Raw genomic sequence first — 23931 nt, 5'->3', positions numbered from 1 at the left:
CGAGCGTGCGCATAATTTGCATGAGCTCGCGAATTTCCTGCGGCGTCAACACCGCTGTCGGTTCGTCAAAAATCAAAATATCGGCGCCGCGGTAAAGCGTCTTTAAAATTTCCACGCGCTGCTGCATGCCGACGGAAATGTCGGCGATCTTCGCTGTCGGATCGACCGCGAGTCCATATCGTTCCGACAATTCGCGCACTTCCCGCTCCGCCCGCTTCATATCGATCGTTCCGGCCCGCGTCGGCTCGCTGCCTAAGATGATGTTTTCCGTCACGGTGAACGTATCGACGAGCATAAAGTGCTGATGCACCATGCCGATGCCAAGATCATTGGCGACGTTCGGGTCGGTGATGCGCACCGGCTTTCCTTTCACGCGGATTTCGCCGCCGTCCGGCTGGTATAAACCGAACAGCACGTTCATGAGCGTCGATTTGCCGGCCCCGTTTTCGCCAAGCAGAGCGTGTATCTCCCCCTTTTTCACTTGCAGCGTAATGTTGTCATTGGCGACAAACGTGCCAAACACCTTGCGGATATTGAGCATTTCAATCACGTATTCCAAGCGATTCACTCCTTACTCAAGCAAGGTCAAAATCACAAAATGAAAGGCGACAGCGAAACAGCCGCCCTTCATTTTATGATTTTGAAGAAGGCTAGCGGCGCGCACTAGCCTTCTTGGCCTTTGTTCGTCACTTGATCGTCGCAGCGAATTGCTCGTACTCTTTCCGGTTTGTCGGAACTTTCACTTCGCCTTTGATGATTTTTTGCTTCCATTCGTCAACTGTTTTTAACACGTTCTCCGGAATGTTGTCTTGCGTCGGGGCAATGCCAACCCCATTTTCCGGCAACCCGTACTCAATCGTTTTGCCGCCCGGGAAGTCGCCCTCTTTCGCCCGTTTCGCCGTGTCATAGACAGCGACGTCGACGCGTTTCACCATCGAAGTGAGCGTTACGTTGTACGTTTTGCCGCCGACTTTCACTTCTCCCTCCGGCGCTTGGTCTTTGTCAACACCGATGACCCAAATTTCGCGGTTCGGATCTTTCTTCTTCAAATCTTTCGCTTCCGAGAAGACGCCGTTCCCAGTCGCGCCCGCTGCATGGTAGATGATGTCGATGCCAGATGCGTACATGCTCGAGGCGATCGCTTTCCCTTTATCCGCTTGGTCGAACGCCCCGGCGTATTGCACTTCCACAGTCGCCTTCGGATTGACCGCTTTCACGCCGGCGCGGAATCCGCTTTCGAATTTTTCGATCAACGGAATCTCCATCCCACCGACAAAGCCGATTTTATTCGTTTTCGTCATTAGCCCGGCGACAACACCGACAAGGAACGAGCCTTCATGCTCCTTGAACGTGATGCTGGCGACATTTGGCTCGTCAACAACAGTGTCGACGATGGCGAAATGTTTTTTCGGGTTTTGCTTAGCGACTTCTTTCACCGCGTCGCCCATCAAATACCCGATGCCGAAAATCAAGTCAAAGTCGCTGCGCACAAGCTTGTTTAAGTTCGTGGCATAGTCAGCGTCGCTCGATGACTGCAAGTAGTCGTAGCCGCCGCGGCCTTTTTCAAGCCCGTTGTCTTTGCCGAACTTTTGCAGCCCTTCCCAAGCCGACTGGTTGAACGATTTGTCGTCAATGCCGCCGACGTCGGTGACCATGGCGACACTGAACGTATCTTTCTGATTGCCGCCTCCCGCATTGTTGCCGGCTTGTCCGCAGGCGCTAAGCAGCGTGCCGGCGGCAAACAGGACGGACAACACCAATCCGATTCGCTTTTTCACATTCACTACCCCCTGGCTTGAAAATTTGTTCTTTAATTAGTATAAAGCTTCCGCTCTCTTTCTATGTACCCATTTTCACCCCCCTTAAAAGCTGAACCGCTTCCGCATGACATGGAAGCTGAACTTGTCGGAGCGGAAGTAGTTGACGGAATAAAAAATCGGCTCATCGTTTTTATCGAAATGCATTTGCTTGAGCACAAGCAGCGCCGTTTCCGGGTCGCATTGCAAAATCGGCGACACTTTTTCATGATAGCCGAGCGGCACGATGCGCGCGACCGCATAGGCGATATCACGATGCGTTTGGTTGTGCAAGTTTTCAAACAGCGACTCCTGTTCATAGGAGATGCCCTTTGGCAAATATTTGCATAAAATTTTATCCAAGCAATAAACGACCGGCTCCCCATCGGCGGTGCGCACCCGCTCGATGAGCAACAAATTCTCGTCCGGCCGGCATTGGAAGCGGCGCATATCGTCTTCCGTCGGCTGTTGGATGGAGGAAGACAAAAAAATCGTTCCTGGCTTGCGCCCCGCTTGACGAATCATATCCGTGACGCTTGAGAGCTGCTCGATGCCGGACGTAAACAGCGGACGGGCGTTGACAAACGTTCCGACGCCGTGGCGGCGGATGATAATGTTTTCTTCTTCCAGCACCCGCAGCGCTTCCCTCAATGTCGCCCGGCTGACGCCAAGCTGTTTGGCGAGTTCAAACTCGGACGGCAGTTTTTGCTTTTCTTTGTACACTCCCGTTTCAATATCGCGCTTGATGCGATCAATCACTTGCAAGTAAAGGTGGCGGCTGTCTGATTTGATTGACATGACAACGTCCTCCGTGTTACGCATTTCCGTTGAGATCAGACCTCTGACATTAGACATATAACCTTTTTGAGATTACTATATCATTTTTTACTGGGCAAATAAATAGGTGATATCAAATTTTGTCGAAGAAAAAGAAATAGGATTGGCAACGCTTCCAATAAGATGTATGATTGAGCGGGCAGGCTTTTTTCGCCCGCCCTTTTTCCCATTTATGATGTCTTTTTTAAATCTTCCTTCGACCAAAGAACGGCGCGCGGCTTGCTTCCTTCATACGGGCCGACGACGCCGCGCTCCTCCATGGCATCAATGAGCCGAGCGGCGCGATTGTAACCGATGCGGAAGCGGCGTTGCAGCATCGAGACGGAGGCGCTTTGCATTTCAACGACAAGACGGACCGCCTCATCGTACAACTCGTCTTCAAGGGCTGAGGAAGAGGGTTCGCTGTCTTCGACGAACATCTCCTCATAATATTGCGCCTGCTGCTGTCCGATGACAAACCGAACGACTTCTTCCACCTCTTGGTCGGAGACAAACGCCCCTTGGACGCGCACTGGTTTTGAGGCCCCCATCGGCAAAAACAGCATATCGCCGCGGCCGAGCAGTTTTTCCGCCCCGCCCATATCCAAAATGGTGCGCGAGTCGATTTGCGATGATACACTGAAGGCGATGCGCGACGGAATGTTCGCTTTGATGACGCCGGTGATGACGTCCACCGACGGGCGCTGGGTGGCGATGATCAAATGGATGCCAGCGGCGCGCGCCATTTGCGCCAAACGGGTGATCGCCTCTTCCACATCCGAGGAAGCCACCATCATCAAGTCGGCCAATTCGTCGATGATCACGACGATGTATGGCAAAAGCGGCTGCTGTTCCGACGCCGTTTCGTTATGGTGGCGGATATGCTCGTTATATCCTTCAATGTTGCGCGTGCCGGTATGCGAGAACAGCTCGTAGCGCCGCTCCATTTCTTGGACGACTTTTTTCAGCGCCTGGGCCGCTTTTTTCGCGTCGGTGACGACCGGTGTCAACAAATGAGGAACACCGTTGTACACACTTAACTCCACCATTTTCGGATCGATCATCATCAGCTTCACCTCATGCGGCTTCGTGCGCATGAGCAGGCTGACGATAATGCCGTTGATGCAGACGCTTTTGCCGCTGCCGGTCGCGCCGGCGATCAACAAATGCGGCATTTTGTTTAGTTCCGCAGCGACGACTTCACCGGAGATGTCGCGCCCAAGCGGAATCAAAAGCTTCGCCTTGTCCCGTGTATGCTCAATGGCTTCCAGCACTTCGCGCAGCGAAACAGTGGCGATCTCTTCATTTGGCACTTCGATGCCGATCGCAGACTTGCCGGGGATCGGTGCTTCAATGCGGATGTCTTTCGCCGCCAAAGCGAGCGCCAAATCGTCGCTTAAGCTGACAATTTTGCTCACTTTCACCCCGACGTCCGGATACACTTCATATTTCGTCACCGCCGGACCGAGGTGCACTTGCGTCACTTTCGCCTTGACGCCGAAGCTTTGGAACGTTTTCTCCAGTTTTCGCGCGTTGGCGTAAATGTTCGCATGATCGGCCGATTGCCCGGCCGGCTTCGGCAGGCGAAGCAAATCAAGCGGCGGCAGGTCGTAATTGGTGTTTTCATGCTCGGAAAACGCAAGCGGCGGCGCCGGTTTGTCCTCCTCCCCCCCACTGTCGCCTTCCACCAGTGGATTCTTCTCTTCTTCCGGCTCAGCGGCCGACCGGACCGCGGCAAAATCGGAAATGATCGGCGGCGGGGAAAGCAGTTCCTCATCCGGCTCGACGCTGCTTGCTTCAGCCGGCTCGTCTTCCCGCTTTGCGGCCGCCCGCCGCGAGCGTCGGCTTCGGCCGCCGCTTTCCTTGCGCTTCCTCCCCGCCCGCCATTGCTTTATATCTTCGACAAACGCCAACCATTCTTTTCGCACAAACGCTGCGGCAAAAGCAACCCATTTGCCGGCCGTCTCGCGCAGCGATTTCCCGGTCAGCACGACAAAGCCGACGATGAACAGAAGGAAACAAATCCATTTCGTCCCGGGCGAATCGAACAGCTGGTAGCTGGCGGCAAATAACAGGGCGCCGACCATTCCGCCCCCTAAATCCACATCGGCCGCCTTGCCGCTTGCTTCGTTCCAAAACAGCCCCCACGTCGTCCGAATGATGCTCGGATCAAGCTCGCCGCGCCGCGACATGAGTTCAAACAGCTTGTCATGGCTCAAAAGCAGAAGCGCCGCGGCGATGGACGAAGCGCCGACAAACGGGCGGCCCGTCCATGACGGCCACTCCCGCCGCCACATGACGATGAGCGATAATAGGAAAAGTCCGCCTACTAATAGCATGTACCATTCGCCGAAAAAAAAGCGACCCACAAGCACGAGCGTCTCCCCGACAAGCCCGAGGCGGGCCATCGCAACGACAGCGACCGCGAGCAAGCCAAGTCCGATCAATTCAAAGCGGATGGTTTCCGTCCATGGCTGTGTTTTTGACGGCTTCCCTTTTCTTCTTCGCTTTCGTTTCGCCATGATCGTTCACTCCAGCATGAATGAATTGGCAAGCCGGAAAAAAGCAGCCAACAATGGCTGCTTTTTTCCGTTTGTTTTCTATTATATCATGAACGGCTGAACAATTCATTACGATGTTGCCAGAGAAGCCGGAAATCGCGCCCCAGGCGCATATTTGGCGTTTAAAAAATGGAACGGATTCGTGCTTAAGTTTTGCACGATTTCATATTCTCCCGTTTCGACAGCTTGGACGAGAAACGGAATGCCCTCGTAATACACCATTTTCCGCTTCTCATAAACAGCGGCATCGACCGGAAAAATTAAATGTTCGGGCATGATCGTATACAAAATCATTGGATCATCTTCCCTTCCCCGTTTTTCCTCATCGCGATCAGCTCGCGCAGCTTCGCCATCGCTTGGGACACGCCCCCGACTTCATCGATGAGCCCGTACCGGACGGCGTCAGGCCCAACGACGTTCGTGCCGATGTCGCGCGTCAAATTGCCTTTGGAAAACATGAGCTCTTTAAACTTTTCCTCGCTGATCTTCGAATGTTTCGTCACGAAGCGGACGACGCGCTCCTGCATTTTATCCAAGTACTCAAACGTCTGCGGCACGCCGATGACAAGCCCCGTCAAACGGATCGGATGAATCGTCATCGTCGCCGTCTCGGTGATGAACGAATAGTTGCACGACACAGCGATCGGCACGCCGATCGAATGGCCGCCGCCAAGCACAACGGAAACAGTCGGTTTCGAGAGCGAGGCGAGCATTTCGGCAATGGCGAGCCCTGCTTCCACATCGCCGCCGACCGTATTTAAAATGACGAGCAGCCCTTCAATTTTCGGGTTTTGCTCGATGGCCACAATCTGTGGAATGACGTGCTCGTATTTCGTCGCCTTATTTTGCGGAGGCAGCTGAATATGCCCTTCAATCTGTCCGACGATCGTCAAACAATGAATGTTCGTATCGGGATCCATTTGCGGGACGTTCGTCTGCCCAAGCTGGGTGATGGCCGCAGTCGCTTCCTCGGCCTTTGTTTCCGGCTGTTCGCCCTCGGTTTCCGCTTGAAAATAACGTTCCTTCTCCATCCATTTCGTCTCCTTTCTTGTCGATCATACGCTTAGTATGGCCGAAAGAAAAAAGAAAAATGCCGGCAACGGCTGACCGTTTCCAGCATTTTCCAGTTGACTTTGAGCATGATTGCATTATACTTCCATAATAATAGGCAAAATCATTGGTCTGCGCTTCGTTTTTTCAAATAAAAACTGGCTTAACGCTTCACGGATGTTCGCTTTCAACGACGACCATTCAAGCATGTACGATTCAAGGCAGCGCTCGATGATTGCCGCCACCATTTTCTCTGCTTCCTCAAGCAGTGTCTCAGACTCGCGCATGTAGACGAACCCCCGCGAAATGATTTCCGGGCCGGCGGCGATCGTTTTCGCTTCTTTATTCAGCGTGACGACGGCGATCAAAATGCCGTCTTGGGACAATAAGCGGCGGTCACGCAACACAATGTTGCCGACATCGCCAATGCCGAGGCCATCAATTAAAATATTGCCGTACGGCACTTTGCCGCCGGGGCGGGCGGCACCGCCGCGGAACTCGATCACTTCGCCTTTGTCGATTAAAAACGTCCGCTCCTCCGAGATGCCGACCGCCTTCGCCAACCGGGCGTGCGCTTTTTGCATCCGATATTCCCCATGCACCGGAATAAAGTATTTTGGCTTCATTAAATTGAGCATCAACTTTAATTCTTCTTGGCAACCGTGCCCAGATACGTGCACTTGCCGGTCGCGGTAAATCACGTTGGCGCCGGCCCGATACAAGGCGTCGATCGTTTTCGCGAACCCAAGCTCATAGCCCGGCATGACGGATGCGGCGACGATGACGGTATCCCCTTCTTTGATGTTCACTTGTTTGTTCGCTTGACGCGCCATGCGCCAAAGCGCGCTCATCGGCTCGCCATGCCCGCCGGTTGTCAAAATGACGAGCTCGCGGTCATTGTAGCGATCGATATCGTGCGCAGAAATCGTCACCTTGTCTGGAACGTGCAAATAGCCAAGGCGCACGGCGATGTCCATTACTTTATGCAGCGTTTTGCCGATGACTGCCACTTTACGCCCGGATTGGTGGGCGGCGTACAGCACTTGCTGGATGCGGGTGATGTTGGAAGCGTAGCAGGCAACAAACACGCGTCCTTTCGCATGGCCGATCACGTCAGCGATCTCATAGGCGACTACCGTATCGGAGCCGCTGTAGCCGGGGCGTTCGGCGTTTGTGCTGTCCGACAAAAGACACAGCACCCCTTCTTCGCCGATTTGCGCCATTTTCCCTAAGTCGGTGCGGTTGTTGCCGTACGGGGTTTGGTCAAATTTAAAATCGCTCGTGTACACGATCGCACCTTGCGATGTATGCAGACTGATGCCGATCGAATCGGGGATGCTGTGGATCGTGCGGAAAAACGTCACTTTCGCCTTGTCAAACACGAGCTCCGCATCCGGATGAACTTCATTGAGCTTCGCGCCCGACACCCCTTGTTCTTTTAACAGCGCCTCCGCCAACCCGAGCGTCAGCTTCGTTCCGTATACCGGCACAGACAGCTGCTTGAGCACGTAGGCGATCGCCCCCATATGCTCCTCGTGCCCGTGGGTGAGAAAAATTGCCTGAATGCGATGCTGCCGTTCAATCAAATATGTGATGTCCGGGATCACTTTGTCGATGCCGAGCATTTCGTCTTCCGGAAACATCACCCCGGCGTCGATGACAAAAATGTCCTCGTCCAATTCGACAACATACATGTTTTTGCCGATTTCTCCGACTCCCCCAAGGGCAAAAATGCGTATTTTCTCTACCGGCTTTATTTTCGATTTCAAGGCTGCGTCCTCCCAATTGTGATGCTAACCCGCTCAAAGTCACTTGCTTTTATTATAACGAATCGATGCTGAAAAACACAAGATGGTTCATTCACCAGCCAATGGATTTCACAGCCAAGGCAAAAAAAGGCCCCAACGCGCAAGCAAAGCGTTGGGGAATCGTTTCGTTACGACAGCGCATCGAGCAGGCGGCTTAGCTCCTTCCGCTCTTGTTCGGTGAGCGGCACAAGCGGAAGGCGCACCGAACCAACGTCCAGTCCGCGCAGCTGCAGCGCCGTTTTCACCGGCACCGGGCTTGGGGCGGCAAACAAGCCTTTCATGAGCGGCAGCCATTTTCGATGCAGCGCCGCCGCCTTCTGATGATCGCCCGCTAAAAAGGAACGAATCATTTCCTGCATTTCATTGCCAATGATGTGCGAAGCGACCGAGACGACGCCATTGCCGCCGATCGCTAGCACTGGAAGCGTCAAGCTGTCGTCGCCGCTGTAGAGCAAAAAGTCGTCCGGCGTACGCTCAATGATTTCCGCCATGGCGTCCAAATTGCCGCCCGCTTCCTTGACAGCGACAATGTTCGGAACTTCGGACAGCCGGATGACCGTCTCCGGAGCAAGACTCACCGACGTGCGCCCTGGAACGTTATACAGCATCACCGGCAGCGATGTGCTTTCGGCAATCGCTTTGAAATGTTGATACAGCCCTTCTTGGTTCGGCTTGTTGTAATACGGCGCCACAAGCATGACAGCATCGACGCCCGCCTCTTCCGCCTTTTTCGTCAGCTCGATCGACGCGCGCGTATCGTTCGTGCCCGTTCCAGCAATGACCGGCGCCCGGCCGTTGACGACGGAGACGACATGGCGAAAAAGCGCGATTTTTTCCTCGGTCGTCAACGTCGGCGACTCGCCGGTCGTGCCGGCGACAACGAGCGCATCTGTGCCATTGTCAAGCAAATAGTTGACAAGCTCCGTTGTTTTTGCCAAGTCGAGATTCCCTTTTCGGTCAAATGGCGTAACCATCGCCGTTATGATGTTCCCGAACTGAACCACGGTTTTCACTCCTCGCTCCAAATCGCTTCATCTTCGCCCGCATCCGCCTCGGATAAACAGAAGGCGTCATGCAGAGCGTTGACCGCCTTTTCCATATCGTCTTGCTTCACTAGCACCCAAATCGTCGTATGGCTGTCGGCGGACTGCAAAATTTGAATGCCTTGCTCCGACAAGGCAGTGACGATTTTCGCCGTCACCCCCGGTACGCCGGCAATGCCGGCGCCGACGACCGACACTTTGGCGCATCGGGGCGTCACGGCCGGTTCGTAGCCGATGCGGCGCAGGGCGGCCACCGCTTTTTCCGTCATGTCGCCGCTCACGGTGTACACAACACCGTACGGGGAAATGTTGATAAAGTCCACGCTGATCCCTTCATGGGCCATCGCTTGAAACACGTCAGACTGCAGCTCATAGTGGCCTTCTTTCGCCAGCACTTTGATTTGTGTGACGTCGGCGACGTACGTAATGCCGGTGACAAGCCGCTCTTTCACATCGCTTCCTTTTCGGCCGCGCACCGATGAAGTGACGAGCGTCCCGGGGGCATCGGAGTACGTGGAGCGAATGCGCAGCGGCACTTTCGCCTGCATGGCGATCTCCACCGCGCGCGGATGGATCACTTTCGCCCCTTGGTACGCCATGTTGCAAATTTCCGTATACGTAACGACGTCAAGCGGCCGGGCGCTCTCAACGATGCGCGGGTCGGCGGTCATGACGCCGTCGACATCGGTGAAAATATCAACCCACTCCGCGTTTAACGCCGCGCCGAGCGCTGCCGCCGACGTGTCGCTCCCGCCGCGGCCGAGCGTTGTTATGTCGCCGTTTTCCGCCATGCCTTGAAAGCCGGCGACAACGACGACGTCGTATTGCCGAAGCGCCTCAAGGAGGCGGTCGCAGCGCATTTCGAGAATTTTCGCGTTCGTATGATCGCTGTTCGTGCAAAATCCTGCCTGGGCGCCGGTGAACGCCGTCGCTTTGATGCCGTGTTCGTTCAACAAGTTGCTGAACACAACGCTTGAGATGATTTCTCCGCACGCCATAAGCATATCTTGCTCTCGTTTTGTGACATGGTGATGAACGCCGCCGATCAAACTAAGCAGCGTATCGGTCGCATATGGATCGCCGCAACGTCCCATAGCCGATACGACGGCCACGACTTTATAGCCATCTTCCAACGCCCGTTCAATATGGCGGCGCGCCAAGTTCCGCCCGCGCTCGTCGCGGACGGACGTGCCGCCGAACTTTTGAACAATGAGTTTCATGCTAACACCTCGATGCTTTTTCAAATGAGCCCGAGCTTCAACAAACTTTCTGCGATTTGCACCGAGTTCGAGGCTGCACCTTTTAGCAAGTTGTCAGCGACAATCCATAGATGGAAGCCGCGGCGGTTGTCCAAATCGCGGCGGATGCGGCCGACAAACACGTCGTACTTACCGACGCAATGGGCCGGCATCGGATACAACTGTTCGCTCGGATCATCTTGAAGCACGACGCCCGGCGCTTCGCGGAGCACCGCCTGCAAGTCAGAGGCGGTGACGCCGTCTTGTTCAATTTCGATGTACACCGATTCCGAATGGCCGCTCGCCACCGGAATGCGCACGCACGTCGCCGCCACTTTCAGCTCAGGCATATGCATAATTTTTTTTGTTTCATTGATCATTTTCATCTCTTCAAACGTAAATCCATTGTCTTGAAACTTATCGATTTGCGGAATGGCGTTGAACGCAATTGGGTAATGCTTTCGGTCCGATTTCACTGGCAAAATGTTCGCCTCCACCGGCTTCCCTTCGAGCACCGCTTTCGTCTGCTCGTTGAGCTCTTCAATGGCCTGCGCTCCCGCCCCGGAGACGGCTTGGTACGTCGAGACAATGACGCGCTCTAGGCCAAACGCCTTCCGAATCGGCTCCAACGCCACAACCATTTGAATCGTCGAGCAGTTCGGATTGGCGATAATGCCGTTATGCCACGTCAAGTCGCTTTCGTTCACTTCCGGAACGACAAGCGGCACGTTTTCCTCCATCCGAAACGCGCTCGTATTGTCGATCACGATCGCTCCGCGCCGCACCGCTTCCGGCGCCAGCGCTTTCGATACGGCGCCGCCGGCGCTGAACAAGGCGATGTCGACCCCGTCAAAGCGCTCGGGCGATGCCGCCTGCACTTCGATCTCCTCGCTGCGAAAGCGCATTTTTTTGCCGGCTGACCGCTCCGATGACAACAAAGTCAATTTTCCAACCGGGAAGTTCCGGTCTTCAAGCGTCCGCACCATTTGCTGTCCGACGGCCCCCGTTGCTCCGACGACAGCGACATGATATTGTTTTTGAGCCATCCACCATTCTCCTTCCACATCGTCACTCTAAGAAGTGAATTCATAGTCTTTATTTTATCACATTCCGCTGTGGACGAGAGAACATTTTTATGCGGAACATGGATTTTCGATTCAGTTGTAGCGGAACCGCTCGATAATGACCGGCTGCAGCTGCTTCCCTTCAAGCGCGGCGAGAATCGTATCGCGCAAAAGCGGCATGTAGGCGACCATGGAGTTCGGCTTCGCCTGCGGGGCGTCTTGGCCGAACGGGATGAAATAAATGTTTTTTGCTGCCATAAGCCGCATTAGATTGACGCCGTTTAAGCCGAGCGCATCGTTCGTCGAAATGCCAAGCACGACCGGGCGGTGGTTGCGCATCGTCGCTTTCGCCGCCATCAGCACGGGGGAATCCGTCATGGCATTGGCCAGCTTGCTCATCGAGTTGCCGGTGAGCGGAGCGATCACCATGCAGTCGAGCGGAATTTTCGGCCCGAGAGGCTCCGCTTTGACGATCGTATCGATCACTTCATGTCCGGTCAGTTGTTCGAGTTTTTTCACCCATTCTTCCCCTTCGCCAAAGCGGGTGTTCGTCGTTTTCACCGTATAGGTGACGATCGGCAGCACCTCCGCTCCTTCGTTGACAAGCTTCTCGATCTCCGGGAACACCGCATCATATGTGCAATGCGACCCGGTGAGGCCAAAGCCGATCCGTTTTCCTTTCAAGCTGTTTCCGCTCATGCATGATTCTCCTCCCGTTTTTGTAAATCTGCATATAATAGTTGCGCCAAGACGTTGGCAATGATTTGCCCAGCTGTCTTCGGCGCGACAATCCCCGGCAGCCCGGGCGCCAAAATGGCTTTCACTCCCCGTTTTTCGGCATAGCGGAAGTCAGTGCCGCCCGGTTTTGACGCCAAATCGATAATCAGCGTATGGGGCGGCATTTTGGCGATGACGCTCGCCGTCACGATGAGATGAGGCACGGTGTTGATGCAGACGTCAATGTCACGCACTTCTTTTTCCAAATCGTTTAAGTGAAACGGCACGAGCCCCATTTCTGTAATGCGGGCGAGATGCTCCGACCGGCGCGCCCCGACTTTCACTTTCGCCCCCAACGCGGCGAACGTCCGGGCGACGGTCATGCCAACGCGTCCAAGCCCCAAGACGGCAACGCATGAGCCGTGGATCGTAAAATCCGTATGCTGAATGACCATCATCACCGTGCCTTCCGCGGTCGGAATGGAGTTGTAAATGGCGACATCGTCGCGCTCAAACAACTGCACGTGCTTGCGCCCTGTTTTTTTCACCAATTCGTCCAAATACGCGTTGCTGATGCCGGAATAAATCGTGCATTGCCGCGCCGTTTTTTGCACCATCTCTTCTGTAAACGGAATCGGTTCGTGGGCAAACACGCTGTTGACGTTTCCGTCCAGCGTCGTGCCGTGAACCGGCAAAATGATCGCATCCAAATCGGCAAAATCGACTTCGCCAATCGGCAGCTTCATCGCCCCGGTGAAATGATGGGCGAGCTGGTCGAAGCCGACAAGCGACAACTTCGCGTCGAGTTCAACGAGTTTGCGGATGACTTCAAGCTGCCTAGCATCGCCGCCGATGATGGCGATATGCATTCCTGTCAGCATCATGTTGTACGCTCACCTTCTTTTCTGGCAAACTGCTCCGTTTCCTTTCCCATCTTATGTTGGAAGGAAAATATAGGTGAATATCCTTGCGGGAAAAAATGGGCGATATGCGCCCAAAGCTGACAAGAGGCAGTCATTTTTTCTGTTTTTGTTCCTTACATATAAAGTAAAGAAGCGAAAAAGGAGGAAACCAGCATGAGGCTGAGCGAGTTAAGCGGAAAAGAAATTGTCGATGTAAGCCGAGCCGAGCGGCTCGGGGTGCTCGGGCAGACCGATTTGGAAATCAACGAGCAAACGGGGCAGATCGAGGCGCTGCTCATCCCAACGGGAAAATGGTTCGGGTTTCGCAAAGACGGACAGGAAATTCGCGTGCCGTGGAAATATATTCGCAAAATCGGCGCCGATATGGTGATGATCGACGTCCCCGAGGAAGGGTGAAAGAGGCGGAAACGAAAAAGCTAACAACCTAGCGAAAGGTCGTTAGCTTTTTTGGGCTCGGTCTATGAACGGAGCGGGCGCGGCAGCACGCCGTCCGGGCTGATTAAGGCGAGCGCGTAATCGTCCGTGAAAACCGTGCGCGCCAGTTCGTTTACTTTTTCCACCGTGACACTTTCAATCTCTTCAATGATCTCATCAAGCGAGCGGTGGCGGCCGAGAAGGAGTTCATTTTTGCCGTTGCGGCTCATCCGGCTGTTCGTGCTCTCGAGCCCAAGCATCAGGCTTCCTTTCATCTGCTCTTTGCTGTTATGCAACTCTTTTTCGGTCACTCCGTCCTCCTTCAGCTGGCGAATGGTGTGCTGGATCGTTTCGAACAGCACATCAAGCTGGCTGCTTCCTGTGCCGGCGTAAATGGCGAGCAGGCCGCTGTCTTGGTAGGCGGAATGGTACGAGAACACCGAATACGCCAATCCGCGCTGTTCGCGCACTTCCTGAAACAGCCGGCTGCTCATGCTGCCGCCTAAAATATTGTTCAAGATGAGGAGCGGGTACGCGTCCGGATGGCCGATCGGCAACCCGTTGAATCCGATGCATACGTGCGCCTGCTCAGTGTCCTTTTTGCGCGCGATCTTTTGCGGCACAAACGCCGGCGTCCCTGAAGAAGGCGGCTTGCTCTCTGCGGCAAACGAGCCGAAATAGCGCTCGACCTCATCAATAAACCGTTCGTCGACGTTGCCGGCGACCGAAATGACGACGCGATCCGGTGTATAGTAGTCCGCCATATATTGGCGCAGCGTGTCGCCAGTAAACGTGCGCAGCGTCTCTTCCGTGCCCAAAATCGGATAGCCGAGCGGATGACCCGCATAGCACGCTTTGCCGAGCAAATCGTGGACGATGTCATCCGGTGTATCTTCATACATTTTGATTTCCTCGAGCACGACGTTGCGCTCCTTTTGCAGCTCATCCTCCACAAATGTCGAGTGGAAAAACATATCGGCGAGCATTTCAAGCGCCAGCGGCGCGTGTTCATCCAACACTTTGGCGTAGTAACACGTATACTCCTTCGATGTAAAGGCGTTTACTTGCCCGCCGATGCTGTCGAATGCTTCCGCAATGTCCCGGGCCGTGCGCGTCGTTGTCCCCTTGAAAAACATATGCTCTAAAAAATGGGAAATGCCATTGGTTTGCTCCGTTTCATTGCGCGAGCCGGTCCCGATCCATATGCCGATGGCCACCGACCTTACAGTCGGAATTTGCTCGAGCACGATTCGCACACCGTTTTTGCACGTATATTTGTTAATCAACTCCATGTTCCTCCTGTTTGTTTGCCAGTCTTTTCTCATCGAATAAGGCCGTCAAGCTGCCTAGGGCGTAGCCTTTTTGCTTAATCGAGATGATCAGCTCGTCAAGTGCAGCCGCCGTCGGCATCGTTGGGTGCATCAAAATGATGGCGCCAGGATGAACTTTCGATGTCACCCGTTTCACTATAACAGATGGCGACGGTTTTTGCCAATCAATTGTATCGACGCTCCATAGAATCGTTTTCATGCCGAGTTCCGCGGCGACCTCGACGACCTCGTCGCGGTAGCTGCCGCTTGGCGGGGCAAACCATTTGCATTTAACCGATGTCGCCGCCTCAATCACTTCGTTTGTTTTTTCGAGCTCGCGGCGGATGTTGTCGACAGCGAGCGTTTTCATATCGGGATGGCTGTAGGAATGGTTGCCGATTTCATGGCCGGCGTCTGCTATCATTTTTGCCATCTCCGGGTGTTTTTTTACCCATCGTCCTTCCAAAAAGAACGTCGCCTTGACATTGTATTTTTTCATCGTCTCAAGCATGTCGGGGAGGTATTCTTCCCCCCAAGCGACATTGACCGCAAACGCCACCATCGGCTTGTCAGGATGGCCGCGGTAAATCGGCGCCGGCGGCAAATCGTCCAAATGGACGCGCGGGGGCACTTGACGGAACACGAGTTTTCGCTCATCAAACATCCCCGTTTTCTTCATGTTTTGATAGGAGGCGTCAATGTCGACGGCGAGCCCGTTGTAGCCGGGCGTCGCCTTCCATACTTTATCGATGACCGCATCTTGGGCGGGAATTTCATATTGCTTCGCTTGTTTGACGATCGTGTCGTACAGCTTGTCGCGCTCTTTCATCGCGGTTGTTTCCATCGGCCGCCAGTTCGCGATGTAATCGCCAACCGGAGGCCAATGAACCGCCGCCCAGGCGGCAAGAAACATGACCGCTAGCGCCATATAGCGGGCAATTCCGTTGTTCACCCTTGTCCCCCTCCTTTTTTACTACTACAACATATGTCTTACGGGGACAGGATAGAACATAACAAAAGAGCCTTAAGAAACAAATTCCTAAGGCTTCATGCGATGGCGCTCCGGCCGTCTTCCTCGTTTTTCCCTAGATTCCCGCGGCAGTTCCCCTCCAATGTTGCGGGCATCGCGCAACACCGCTTTGCGCGACAGGTTGACGCGCCCTTGCTTATCGATTTCCGTTACTTTCACTAAAATTTCATCACCAATCGAAACGACGTCTTCGACTTTGCCGACCCGCCCTTCAGCGAGCTCGGAAATATGGACAAGCCCGTCTTTGCCGTTGAACAACTCAACGAAGGCGCCGAATTTTTCAATCCGTTTCACTTTGCCTAAGTACACTTGGCCGACTTCGACTTCGCGGACGATGTCTTCGATGATTTGCTTCGCTTTTTGGTTGGCCGCTTCATCCACAGACGAGATGAAAATCGTGCCGTCTTGTTCGATGTCGATTTTGACGCCGGTTTCGTCGATGATTTTGTTGATCTGCTTGCCGCTTGGTCCGATCACCTCCCGGATTTTGTCCGGGTTGATGTGCATGATCAAAATTTTCGGTGCATATTTGGACAGCTCTTTGCGCGGTTCGCTGAGCGTTTGCATCATATGATCCAAAATCTCGAGCCGCCCTTTGCGCGCTTGCATGAGCGCCTCTTCCAAAATCTCGCGCGTCAATCCTTTGATTTTAATGTCCATTTGCAATGCCGTCACGCCTTTTCTCGTGCCGGCGACTTTAAAGTCCATATCGCCAAGATGGTCTTCGATGCCTTGAATGTCTGTCAAAATCGTGTAATGGTCGTCGTTTTTCACAAGCCCCATGGCAATGCCGGCGACCGGTGCTTTAATCGGCACCCCAGCATCCATCATCGCCAGCGTGCTGGCGCAAATGCTGGCCTGCGATGTCGAGCCGTTCGACTCCAGCACTTCGGAAACGAGGCGGATCGTATACGGGAATTCGCGCTCCGACGGCACGACCGGCTCGAGCGCCCGTTCGCCAAGCGCCCCGTGTCCGATTTCACGACGCCCCGGCCCGCGCATCGGCCCGGTTTCCCCGACGGAAAACGGCGGGAAGTTGTAATGGTGCATAAACCGCTTCGATTCTTCAAGGTCAAGCCCGTCCAAAATTTGCACATCACCAAGCGCCCCAAGCGTACAAACGCTCAACACTTGCGTCTNCATGATATCGCAAAAGCGCGCCGAAAACAGGACGCCGACCGCCGATGAAAGCGGACGGATTTCATCGACTTTGCGCCCGTCCGGACGGATTTTCTCGACCGTGATCAAACGGCGCACTTCCTCTTTTACGAGTTTATGCAAAATTTCCTGTACTTGCTTGAGCTTCTCCTCATCCGCTTCTTCCGCCTCATATTTGGCGATGACGCCAGCTTTCACATCTTCAATGGCAGCATCGCGCGCCAGTTTCTCCGGCACTTGCACCGCTCGCTTAATGTCCGCTTCGGCAAGCTGGCGGATTTCCGCCTCCAGCGCTGGATCCGGCTCGTAAAGGACGACTTCCATTTTTTCTTTGCCGACTTGGGCGGCGATTTCCTCTTGGAAGGCGATGAGCCGCTTCACTTCCTCATGGCCGAACATGATCGCTTCCAAAATCACTTCTTCCGGCACCTCATCCGCCCCGGCTTCCACCATGTTGATCGCATCTTTTGTGCCGGCGACGACAAGATGCAGATCGCTTTTTTCCATTTGCTCGACCGTCGGATTGATGACAAACTGGCCGTCAACGCGGCCGACGATGACACCGGCGATCGGCCCTTCAAACGGAATGTCGGAAATCGTCAGCGCCACCGACGAACCGATTAAGGCCGCTACTTCCGGCGCGCAGTCTTGATCAACGCTCATGACCATCGAGACGACTTGCACTTCGTTGCGGAATCCTTCGGCAAACAGCGGGCGAATCGGTCGGTCGATGAGACGGCTCACCAAAATGGCTTTCTCGCTCGGGCGACCTTCGCGCTTAATAAACCCGCCAGGAATTTTTCCAACCGCATACAACCGTTCCTCGTAGTTGACGGTAAGCGGGAAAAAGTCAACGTTTTTCGCCTCTCGCGACGCGGTGGCTGTGCTCAACACGACCGTATCGCCGTAGCGGACGAGCGCCGCGCCATTCGCCTGTTTCGCCAGCTCGCCGGTTTCGACGATGAGCGGCCGCCCGGCCACATCGATGGAAAACACGCGTTTCTCTTGTTCCATACAGACGAGTACTCCTCTCTATGTACAGATGAAATTTAGATCAGCTGATGATTAGTATAGACGAATTGGCACCATTGTTATCATCGCCGTGTCAATCACGCCTATAAACTAGCAAAAAAGCGGGAATGCTCCCGCTTTTTTATCGACGTAATCCAAGTTTCTCAATCAATTCACGGTAGCGCGCCACATCTTTCTTGCGCAAGTAGGCCAATAAGTTGCGGCGCTTCCCGACCATTTTCAGCAAGCCGCGCCGTGAATGATGGTCTTTTTTATGAATGCGCAAATGCTCGTTCAAGTTGTTGATTTGCTCCGTCAGGATCGCAACTTGCACTTCCGGAGAACCAGTGTCGTTCTCATGGATTTTAAACTGCTCGATGATTTCGCGTTTGCGCTCCTGCGTCAATGCCATCCTTGTTCACCTCCCTAGTCCTAGATCCCCGATTGCCGAGCGGGCGTCGGTGACTCGCCTAGCCAAGCAATGGTTCGCATACATTGATTAGAATACCTCTTTTTCCGGCAAAATGCAAGTCTTTTCGCTGAAACAGCGGAAATACTGCTCCGCCTCTTTCTTGTCGCGGGCGATTTGCGCCGTCAGTTCATCGACACTGGTAAACTTCTGCTCGCTCCGCAGACGGCGGTGCCACTCAATGGTCATCGTTTGTCCATAAATATCGCCGGAAAACTCGAATAAGTGCACCTCAATATTCGGCAATCCTTCGCGCGTTTTATGGAACGTCGGTTTGTAGCCGACGTTCGCCACCCCTTCATATACTTGCCCGCCGATCACCGCCTTGACTGCATAGACGCCGACTGCCGGCAAGGCATAATCGCTGTTTAAAGCGATGTTCGCCGTTGGAAAGCCGATCATCCGCCCGCGCCGTTCCCCGGCAACGACCGTTCCTTCAAGCTCATAAAAGCGGCCGAGCAGGCGGGGAAGCTGTTCGACCGCCCCGTCTTCGAGCAGTTTCCGCACCCGGGACGAGCTCACTTTTTCCCCGTCGACCGCGAGCTTCGGAATGACCGTCTGTCCAAAGCGGCCGCGCGCATGAATCGGCATCGTCTCCATCGTTCCTTTTCCGAACCGCCCATAAGTGAAATCGAAGCCGGCGACGACATGTTTCACGTGCAACCCGTCCAAATATTGGTCAACGAACGCTTCTGGCGACAGCGCAGCAAACGTCGGCGTAAATTCAACGATGTACAGCCGGTTGACGCCAAGTGATGCAATCAGCTGCTCCTTTTTGCCAAGCGGCGTGATCGAGCGCAGCTCGGACTGTTTGCCAAGCACAACGGACGGATGAGGATGAAACGTCATCACCGCGCTTTCGTACCCACGCTCGTTGGCGATCTCGACCGCGGTGCGGATCACTTTTTGATGGCCGAGGTGGATGCCGTCGAAATAGCCCAGCGCCATCACCGTCGGGGGGAGCGCCTGGCGTTCGAGACGGTGGGGATGCGAAAGAAACAGCGTTTCCATGTCCATGACCTACCTTCTTTATTTCCGCGCTGCACCCGCGGCGTTAACGAAACACTTTGAGCGGTTTCATCAAGCCGGGGCGCGCCGGATGCTTCACGTACAGGGCCAGCGCTTCCCGCTCGGGCGAAACAAGCACGACCGGCCCGTCAAGCTTCTCTAAAAAAGCGGGAAGCCGGAGCAGCGCCCCGTTTTTTACCTTCTCTGCTACTTTATCATTGATTTCATATTTCGGCAAATGAAAAAGCGCCCGCTCGATCGGGATGAGCAAGGCATCAGCCGTCCCGTCGGCCGCCCGGCGCTCAACGTCTTCAAACGTTACGCAATCTTCAAGCCGAAACGGCCCGGACGCCGTACGGATGAGGTCGGACATATGCGCCGGATAGCCGAGCCGCTCGCCGATCATCACCGCCAGCGTACGCACGTACGTGCCTTTGCTGCACGTGACGCGAAAGCGAAATGACACCGTTTCCCCAAAGAATTGTTCACGTTCATCAAGCAGTTCGAGCTCATAAATGGTCACGCGCCGCGTCGGACGTTCGACTTCGATGCCGGCGCGCGCGTATTCATACAGTTTTTTGCCGCCCACTTTCACCGCGGAGTACATCGGCGGCGTTTGCTCAATTTCTCCGGTCAAGCTGTCAAACACCGCTTCGATTTCCGCGCGCGCAATCGGCCGGTCAACCGGACGGGCGGCGATGATGTCGCCGTCCGCATCTTCGGTTGTCGTCGCGGCGCCAAGCGTCACTTTTCCTTCATACGTTTTCGTCGTCCCGGTCAAAAACTCGGCGATGCGCGTCGCCTTGCCAAGGCAAATGGGCAGCACACCGGACACGTTTGGGTCAAGCGTGCCGGTGTGTCCCGCTTTTTTTACGCCAAGCAGACGGCGCACTTTGGCCACGCAGTCGTGAGACGTCATCCCTTTCGGTTTATTCAGCAGCAATACCCCGTCCATCGACGCACCCTTTCCGTTTCCATGATCATGAATGGAAATGGATAGACGGTTCGTCTATCCATTGTTCGGCTCCCCATCCGCCTCTTTCGCCGGGTGGTCATCGCTTGAAATTTGCCGAATCAGCTGTTCGATGCGGCTGCCGTATTCAATCGTTTCATCGATTTCAAAGAAAATTTCCGGCGTCTTGCGAAGGCGGATGCGCTGCCCGATTTCCGAACGGATAAACCCTTTCGCTTTCTCGAGCGCCTTCAACGTCTCTTCCTGCTGCTTGTCATCGCCAAGGACGCTGATGTACACTTTCGCCTGTTGCAAATCACCGGTGACCCGCACATCGGTCACCGTGACAAAGCCGATGCGCGGGTCTTTCAGCCTGCGGCTGATGATGTCGCTCAACTCTTTTTTCATTTGCTCGCCAACGCGAGTTGCCCGTATATTCATCACCCATCACCTCGGTTACAACCACTCGAATGATGTGGCCGCCCGCTCCAGCTCAGGGAACGAGTCGATCAAAGCAAGCGCACGCTCGAGCTCCCGTTCGGTCGCCCGGCGGCTGGACGTAATGGCAACAAGGCCGATGGTCGCTCGTTGCCATGCGTCTTGATGATCGATTTCGGCCACAGAGACGTTATATTTTTGCCGGATTCTTGTCATGACCCGCTGCAGGACGGCCCGTTTATCCTTGAGCGAGCGGGCGTTGTAGATGATGCATTCGCACGCAGCGAAGCCGATCATGCCCGGGCCACTTCCTGCATGATGTATGCTTCGATGACATCTCCTTCTTTGATATCATTGAAGTTTTTGATCGTCAGCCCGCATTCATACCCTTGCGCCACTTCGCGCACATCGTCTTTATACCGCTTGAGCGAATCGATTTCCCCTTCGTAGACGACGATGCCTTGGCGAATGAGGCGCACCTTGCTGTCGCGGGTGATTTTGCCGTCCGTGACATAGCAACCGGCGATCGTGCCGACTTTCGATACTTTGAACGTTTGCCGCACTTCCGCCTGACCGATCACTTTCTCTTCGTACTCCGGATCGAGCATCCCTTTCATCGCCGCTTCAATTTCCTCGATGACATTGTAAATGATGCGATGGAGGCGGATGTCGACTTTTTCCGATTCAGCGGCGCGCTTTGCGTTTGCATCCGGACGGACGTTAAATCCAATGACGATGGCGTTCGATGCCGTCGCCAGCGAAATATCCGATTCGGTGATGGCGCCGACAGCCGCGTGGATGATTTTCACCCGCACGCCTTCCACATCGATTTTTTGCAAGGCGGCGACAAGCGCCTCAACCGATCCTTGAACATCGGCTTTGACGATCAAATTCAGCTCTTTCATTTCGCCTTGCTTAATTTGTTCAAACAAATCATCCAAGCTGACGCGCGTTTTGACGCTTCGCTGCTCCTGCAGCTGCCGCTGCGCCCGCGCCTCCGCGATTTGCCGCGCCTTTTTCTCATCCTCAAACACCATGAAGCGGTCGCCGGCTTGCGGCACTTCATGCAGCCCAGTAATTTCGACTGGCATCGACGGAGTCGCCTCTTTGACGCGCCGGCCGCTGTCGTTCACCATCGCGCGCACGCGCCCGTATGTTGTGCCGACGACGATCGGATCGCCGACACGCAACGTTCCCGCTTGAATCAAAAGCGTTGCCACCGGGCCACGCCCTTTATCAAGCTTCGCTTCGATCACCGTACCGACCGCACGCCGGTTCGGGTTGGCTTTTAATTCTTCCATCTCACTGACAAGCAAAATCATTTCCAAAAGATGATCAAGGCCCTCTTTCGTTTTCGCCGACAACTTGCAGAAAATCGTATCGCCGCCCCATTCTTCCGGAACGAGGTTGTATTCCATCAATTCTTGCATGACGCGGTCCGGGTTCGCTTCCGGCTTATCGATTTTGTTGATGGCGACAATAATCGGCACGTTTGCCGCCTTGGCGTGGTTGATCGCTTCCACCGTCTGCGGCATCACCCCGTCATCCGCGGCAACGACAAGAATGACGATATCGGTCACTTGCGCGCCGCGCGCCCGCATCGTTGTAAACGCTTCATGCCCCGGCGTATCGAGGAACGTAATTTTTTTGTCATTGACCGTCACTTGATACGCACCGATGTGTTGCGTAATACCGCCGGCTTCTTGCTCCGTCACTTTGGAGTGGCGGATCGCATCAAGCAACGTCGTTTTCCCGTGGTCGACGTGCCCCATGATCGTCACGACCGGCGGCCGTTCAACCAAATCTTCCGGCGCATCGACAATTTCGATCGCTTCAAAGTTCGTCTCATCGATCGTCACTTTTTCTTCGACTTCAACGCCGTAATCTGAGCAGATGAGCTCGATGGCGTCTTTGTCTAAATCTTGGTTGATTGTCGCCATCACGCCGAGCATAAACAGCTTCTTAATAATTTCCGACGGTTCGCGGCCAAGCTTTTTCGCCAGTTCGGCCACGGTAAGCGAGCCTTCAAACGTAATTTTTTTCGGCAGCTCTTTTTCTTTTTTCGCCGGCTGCGGCGCTTGTTTTGCGGCTGGTGCTGCCTGCTTTTTCCCTTTCGCCGGCCCTTTTCCTTTCTTTTTCGCCGCTTGGAGCAGTTTCTTTTCTTGCTGTTGCGCCTCGGTTTTTTTCGTTTCCTTCCCTTTTGGCGCTCCCTTTTTCTTCGCCGGTTTCATTTTCGCCGCTTCTTTGCTGTCGTCAAAAATTTCCTCATCAGCAAAATCGGCCGCTTTCGCCGGCGTCGGCCGTTTCGGCTTCTCCGTTTTCTTTTCCGCTTTTTTCTCTTCTTTTTTCCCGGTGTTCGGGCGATATTGATGGTCGAGTTTTTCGACGACATCAGCCTCCAGCATCGCCATATGGTTGTTCACTTCAATGTTCATTTCTTTCAATTTATGAATGACGTCCTTGCTTGGAACGTTCTGTTTTTTCGCGTATTCATACACACGCATTTTCGACATACATTCACCCCCATTAAGATCGGTCGAGCATCGTTTGCAATTGGCGCGCAAACCCTTCGTCGATGACAGCGACAACGACGCGGGCGTCCTTGCCGATCGCGCCGCCAAGCACATACCGGTCCGGTACTTTGCAAAGCGGGACGCCATAAAACGTGCATTTGTCCGTCACTTTTTTTTCGGTGTTGACGGATGCGTCTTGCGAAAGCAAGACGAGCCGCGCCCGGCCCCGCTGCACTTCTTTGACGACAAGCTCCTCGCCGGAGACGACTTTGCCCGCCCGCTGCGCCAATCCAAGCAGCGATGCCCAACGGTTATGCTTCATGTCCGGCCTGTTTCTCCTTTTCCGCCAAGGCGAGCAATTCGTCATAAATCGCATCATCGATGTCTGCTTTTAAATGGCGGGCCAAAATGTTTTTCTTTTTCGCCTGCAAAATGCACTCCGGATCAAGGGTAATATACGCGCCGCGCCCCGCCTTTTTGCCGGTTGGGTCGATCGACACTTCCCCCTCTTTCGAGCGGACGATGCGCACCATCTCCCGTTTCGGCTTCATCTCTCCAGTGACGACGCATTTGCGCAACGGAATTTTCTTTTGCGCTGCCATTTTTCATTCC

23 protein-coding genes and 1 pseudogene are annotated in these 23931 nt (G+C 54.4%); 1 reads left to right on the top strand and 23 read right to left on the bottom strand.

The window, feature by feature from the left end:
- Window positions 1-6: 6 nt before the first annotated feature.
- The 12 genes and pseudogenes from T260_RS0120525 to dpaA form a co-directional block, all read right to left on the bottom strand.
- Window positions 7-559: pseudogene (locus T260_RS0120525) on the bottom strand (ATP-binding cassette domain-containing protein); the annotation flags it as partial.
- A 127-nt stretch (window positions 560-686) separates the two neighbouring features.
- Window positions 687-1778 (bottom strand): BMP family lipoprotein, encoded by a 1092-nt coding sequence (locus T260_RS127070; protein WP_014195487.1) that lies wholly within the window; start codon window positions 1776-1778, stop codon window positions 687-689.
- Between the two features lie 84 nt (window positions 1779-1862).
- Complete coding sequence (locus tag T260_RS127075; protein ID WP_011230782.1) at window positions 1863-2594, bottom strand: GntR family transcriptional regulator; 732 nt, start codon at window positions 2592-2594, stop codon at window positions 1863-1865.
- A 209-nt stretch (window positions 2595-2803) separates the two neighbouring features.
- Window positions 2804-5134: an FtsK/SpoIIIE family DNA translocase gene (locus T260_RS127080; protein ID WP_011230781.1), complete on the bottom strand. Its 2331-nt coding sequence runs from the start codon at window positions 5132-5134 to the stop codon at window positions 2804-2806.
- Window positions 5135-5242: 108 nt separating this feature from the next.
- The gene (locus tag T260_RS127085) at window positions 5243-5467 is read right to left on the bottom strand and encodes a YlzJ-like family protein (protein ID WP_023634155.1); all 225 of its coding nucleotides are present in this window, start codon (window positions 5465-5467) and stop codon (window positions 5243-5245) included.
- Complete coding sequence (locus T260_RS127090; RefSeq protein WP_015374439.1) at window positions 5464-6204, bottom strand: ClpP family protease; 741 nt, start codon at window positions 6202-6204, stop codon at window positions 5464-5466. Before T260_RS127090 ends, T260_RS127085 begins: the two co-directional genes overlap by 4 nt.
- Before the next feature lie 117 nt (window positions 6205-6321).
- Window positions 6322-7992, bottom strand: coding sequence for a ribonuclease J (locus T260_RS127095; RefSeq protein WP_011230778.1), 1671 nt, complete (start codon window positions 7990-7992; stop codon window positions 6322-6324).
- A 167-nt stretch (window positions 7993-8159) separates the two neighbouring features.
- A complete protein-coding gene (dapA, locus tag T260_RS127100; protein WP_011230777.1) occupies window positions 8160-9035 on the bottom strand; it encodes a 4-hydroxy-tetrahydrodipicolinate synthase in 876 nt (291 codons plus the stop codon).
- Window positions 9036-9040: 5 nt separating this feature from the next.
- The gene (gene dapG / locus T260_RS127105; RefSeq protein WP_011230776.1) at window positions 9041-10294 is read right to left on the bottom strand and encodes an aspartate kinase; all 1254 of its coding nucleotides are present in this window, start codon (window positions 10292-10294) and stop codon (window positions 9041-9043) included.
- 20 nt (window positions 10295-10314) lie between these two features.
- On the bottom strand, window positions 10315-11358 hold the full coding sequence (asd, locus tag T260_RS127110) for an aspartate-semialdehyde dehydrogenase (protein ID WP_014195482.1): 1044 nt from the start codon (window positions 11356-11358) through the stop codon (window positions 10315-10317).
- A gap of 111 nt (window positions 11359-11469) precedes the next feature.
- Window positions 11470-12075, bottom strand: coding sequence for a dipicolinate synthase subunit B (locus tag T260_RS127115; protein WP_011230774.1), 606 nt, complete (start codon window positions 12073-12075; stop codon window positions 11470-11472).
- Complete coding sequence (dpaA, locus tag T260_RS127120; RefSeq protein WP_013145722.1) at window positions 12072-12977, bottom strand: dipicolinic acid synthetase subunit A; 906 nt, start codon at window positions 12975-12977, stop codon at window positions 12072-12074. Before dpaA ends, T260_RS127115 begins: the two co-directional genes overlap by 4 nt.
- A 192-nt stretch (window positions 12978-13169) precedes the next feature.
- Here dpaA and T260_RS127125 point away from each other — a divergent pair, with 192 nt between their 5' ends.
- The gene (locus T260_RS127125; protein ID WP_011230772.1) at window positions 13170-13412 is read left to right on the top strand and encodes a YlmC/YmxH family sporulation protein; all 243 of its coding nucleotides are present in this window, start codon (window positions 13170-13172) and stop codon (window positions 13410-13412) included.
- Between the two features lie 62 nt (window positions 13413-13474).
- On the opposite strand, the gene T260_RS127130 is transcribed toward T260_RS127125, so the two are convergent.
- The 11 genes from T260_RS127130 to rnpM all read right to left on the bottom strand — a co-directional run bounded on the left by T260_RS127130 (window position 13475) and on the right by rnpM (window position 23921).
- Window positions 13475-14722, bottom strand: coding sequence for a M16 family metallopeptidase (locus tag T260_RS127130; RefSeq protein ID WP_014195480.1), 1248 nt, complete (start codon window positions 14720-14722; stop codon window positions 13475-13477).
- On the bottom strand, window positions 14709-15692 hold the full coding sequence (locus tag T260_RS127135; protein ID WP_023634154.1) for a polysaccharide deacetylase family protein: 984 nt from the start codon (window positions 15690-15692) through the stop codon (window positions 14709-14711). The genes T260_RS127130 and T260_RS127135 overlap by 14 nt, the downstream gene beginning before the upstream one ends.
- 87 nt (window positions 15693-15779) lie before the next feature.
- Window positions 15780-17942, bottom strand: coding sequence for a polyribonucleotide nucleotidyltransferase (gene pnp, locus T260_RS127140; RefSeq protein WP_023634153.1), 2163 nt, complete (start codon window positions 17940-17942; stop codon window positions 15780-15782).
- A 139-nt stretch (window positions 17943-18081) separates the two neighbouring features.
- A complete protein-coding gene (gene rpsO / locus T260_RS127145) occupies window positions 18082-18351 on the bottom strand; it encodes a 30S ribosomal protein S15 (protein WP_011230768.1) in 270 nt (89 codons plus the stop codon).
- A gap of 87 nt (window positions 18352-18438) precedes the next feature.
- Window positions 18439-19419 (bottom strand): bifunctional riboflavin kinase/FAD synthetase, encoded by a 981-nt coding sequence (gene ribF / locus T260_RS127150; RefSeq protein ID WP_031206507.1) that lies wholly within the window; start codon window positions 19417-19419, stop codon window positions 18439-18441.
- A 43-nt stretch (window positions 19420-19462) separates the two neighbouring features.
- Window positions 19463-20371 carry a tRNA pseudouridine(55) synthase TruB gene (gene truB / locus T260_RS127155; RefSeq protein WP_013523418.1) on the bottom strand — a complete coding sequence of 303 codons (909 nt, stop codon included), beginning with the start codon at window positions 20369-20371 and terminating at the stop codon, window positions 19463-19465.
- A 54-nt stretch (window positions 20372-20425) separates the two neighbouring features.
- Window positions 20426-20809, bottom strand: coding sequence for a 30S ribosome-binding factor RbfA (rbfA, locus tag T260_RS127160; protein WP_014195477.1), 384 nt, complete (start codon window positions 20807-20809; stop codon window positions 20426-20428).
- Between the two features lie 15 nt (window positions 20810-20824).
- Window positions 20825-21103 (bottom strand): DUF503 domain-containing protein, encoded by a 279-nt coding sequence (locus T260_RS127165; RefSeq protein WP_011230764.1) that lies wholly within the window; start codon window positions 21101-21103, stop codon window positions 20825-20827.
- Window positions 21100-23319, bottom strand: a complete 2220-nt coding sequence (infB, locus tag T260_RS127170; protein ID WP_013523417.1) for a translation initiation factor IF-2 — start codon at window positions 23317-23319, stop codon at window positions 21100-21102. The genes T260_RS127165 and infB overlap by 4 nt, the downstream gene beginning before the upstream one ends.
- A gap of 13 nt (window positions 23320-23332) precedes the next feature.
- The gene (locus T260_RS127175; RefSeq protein WP_011230762.1) at window positions 23333-23641 is read right to left on the bottom strand and encodes a YlxQ family RNA-binding protein; all 309 of its coding nucleotides are present in this window, start codon (window positions 23639-23641) and stop codon (window positions 23333-23335) included.
- On the bottom strand, window positions 23631-23921 hold the full coding sequence (gene rnpM / locus T260_RS127180) for an RNase P modulator RnpM (RefSeq protein ID WP_011230761.1): 291 nt from the start codon (window positions 23919-23921) through the stop codon (window positions 23631-23633). Before rnpM ends, T260_RS127175 begins: the two co-directional genes overlap by 11 nt.
- Window positions 23922-23931: the final 10 nt, after the last annotated feature.

Origin of the sequence: Geobacillus thermopakistaniensis (assembly GCF_000498995.1) — a bacterium.
In the GTDB taxonomy this organism is placed as follows: Bacteria; Bacillota; Bacilli; order Bacillales; family Anoxybacillaceae; genus Geobacillus; species Geobacillus thermoleovorans.
This window is presented reverse-complemented; position numbering and strand designations above follow the sequence as displayed.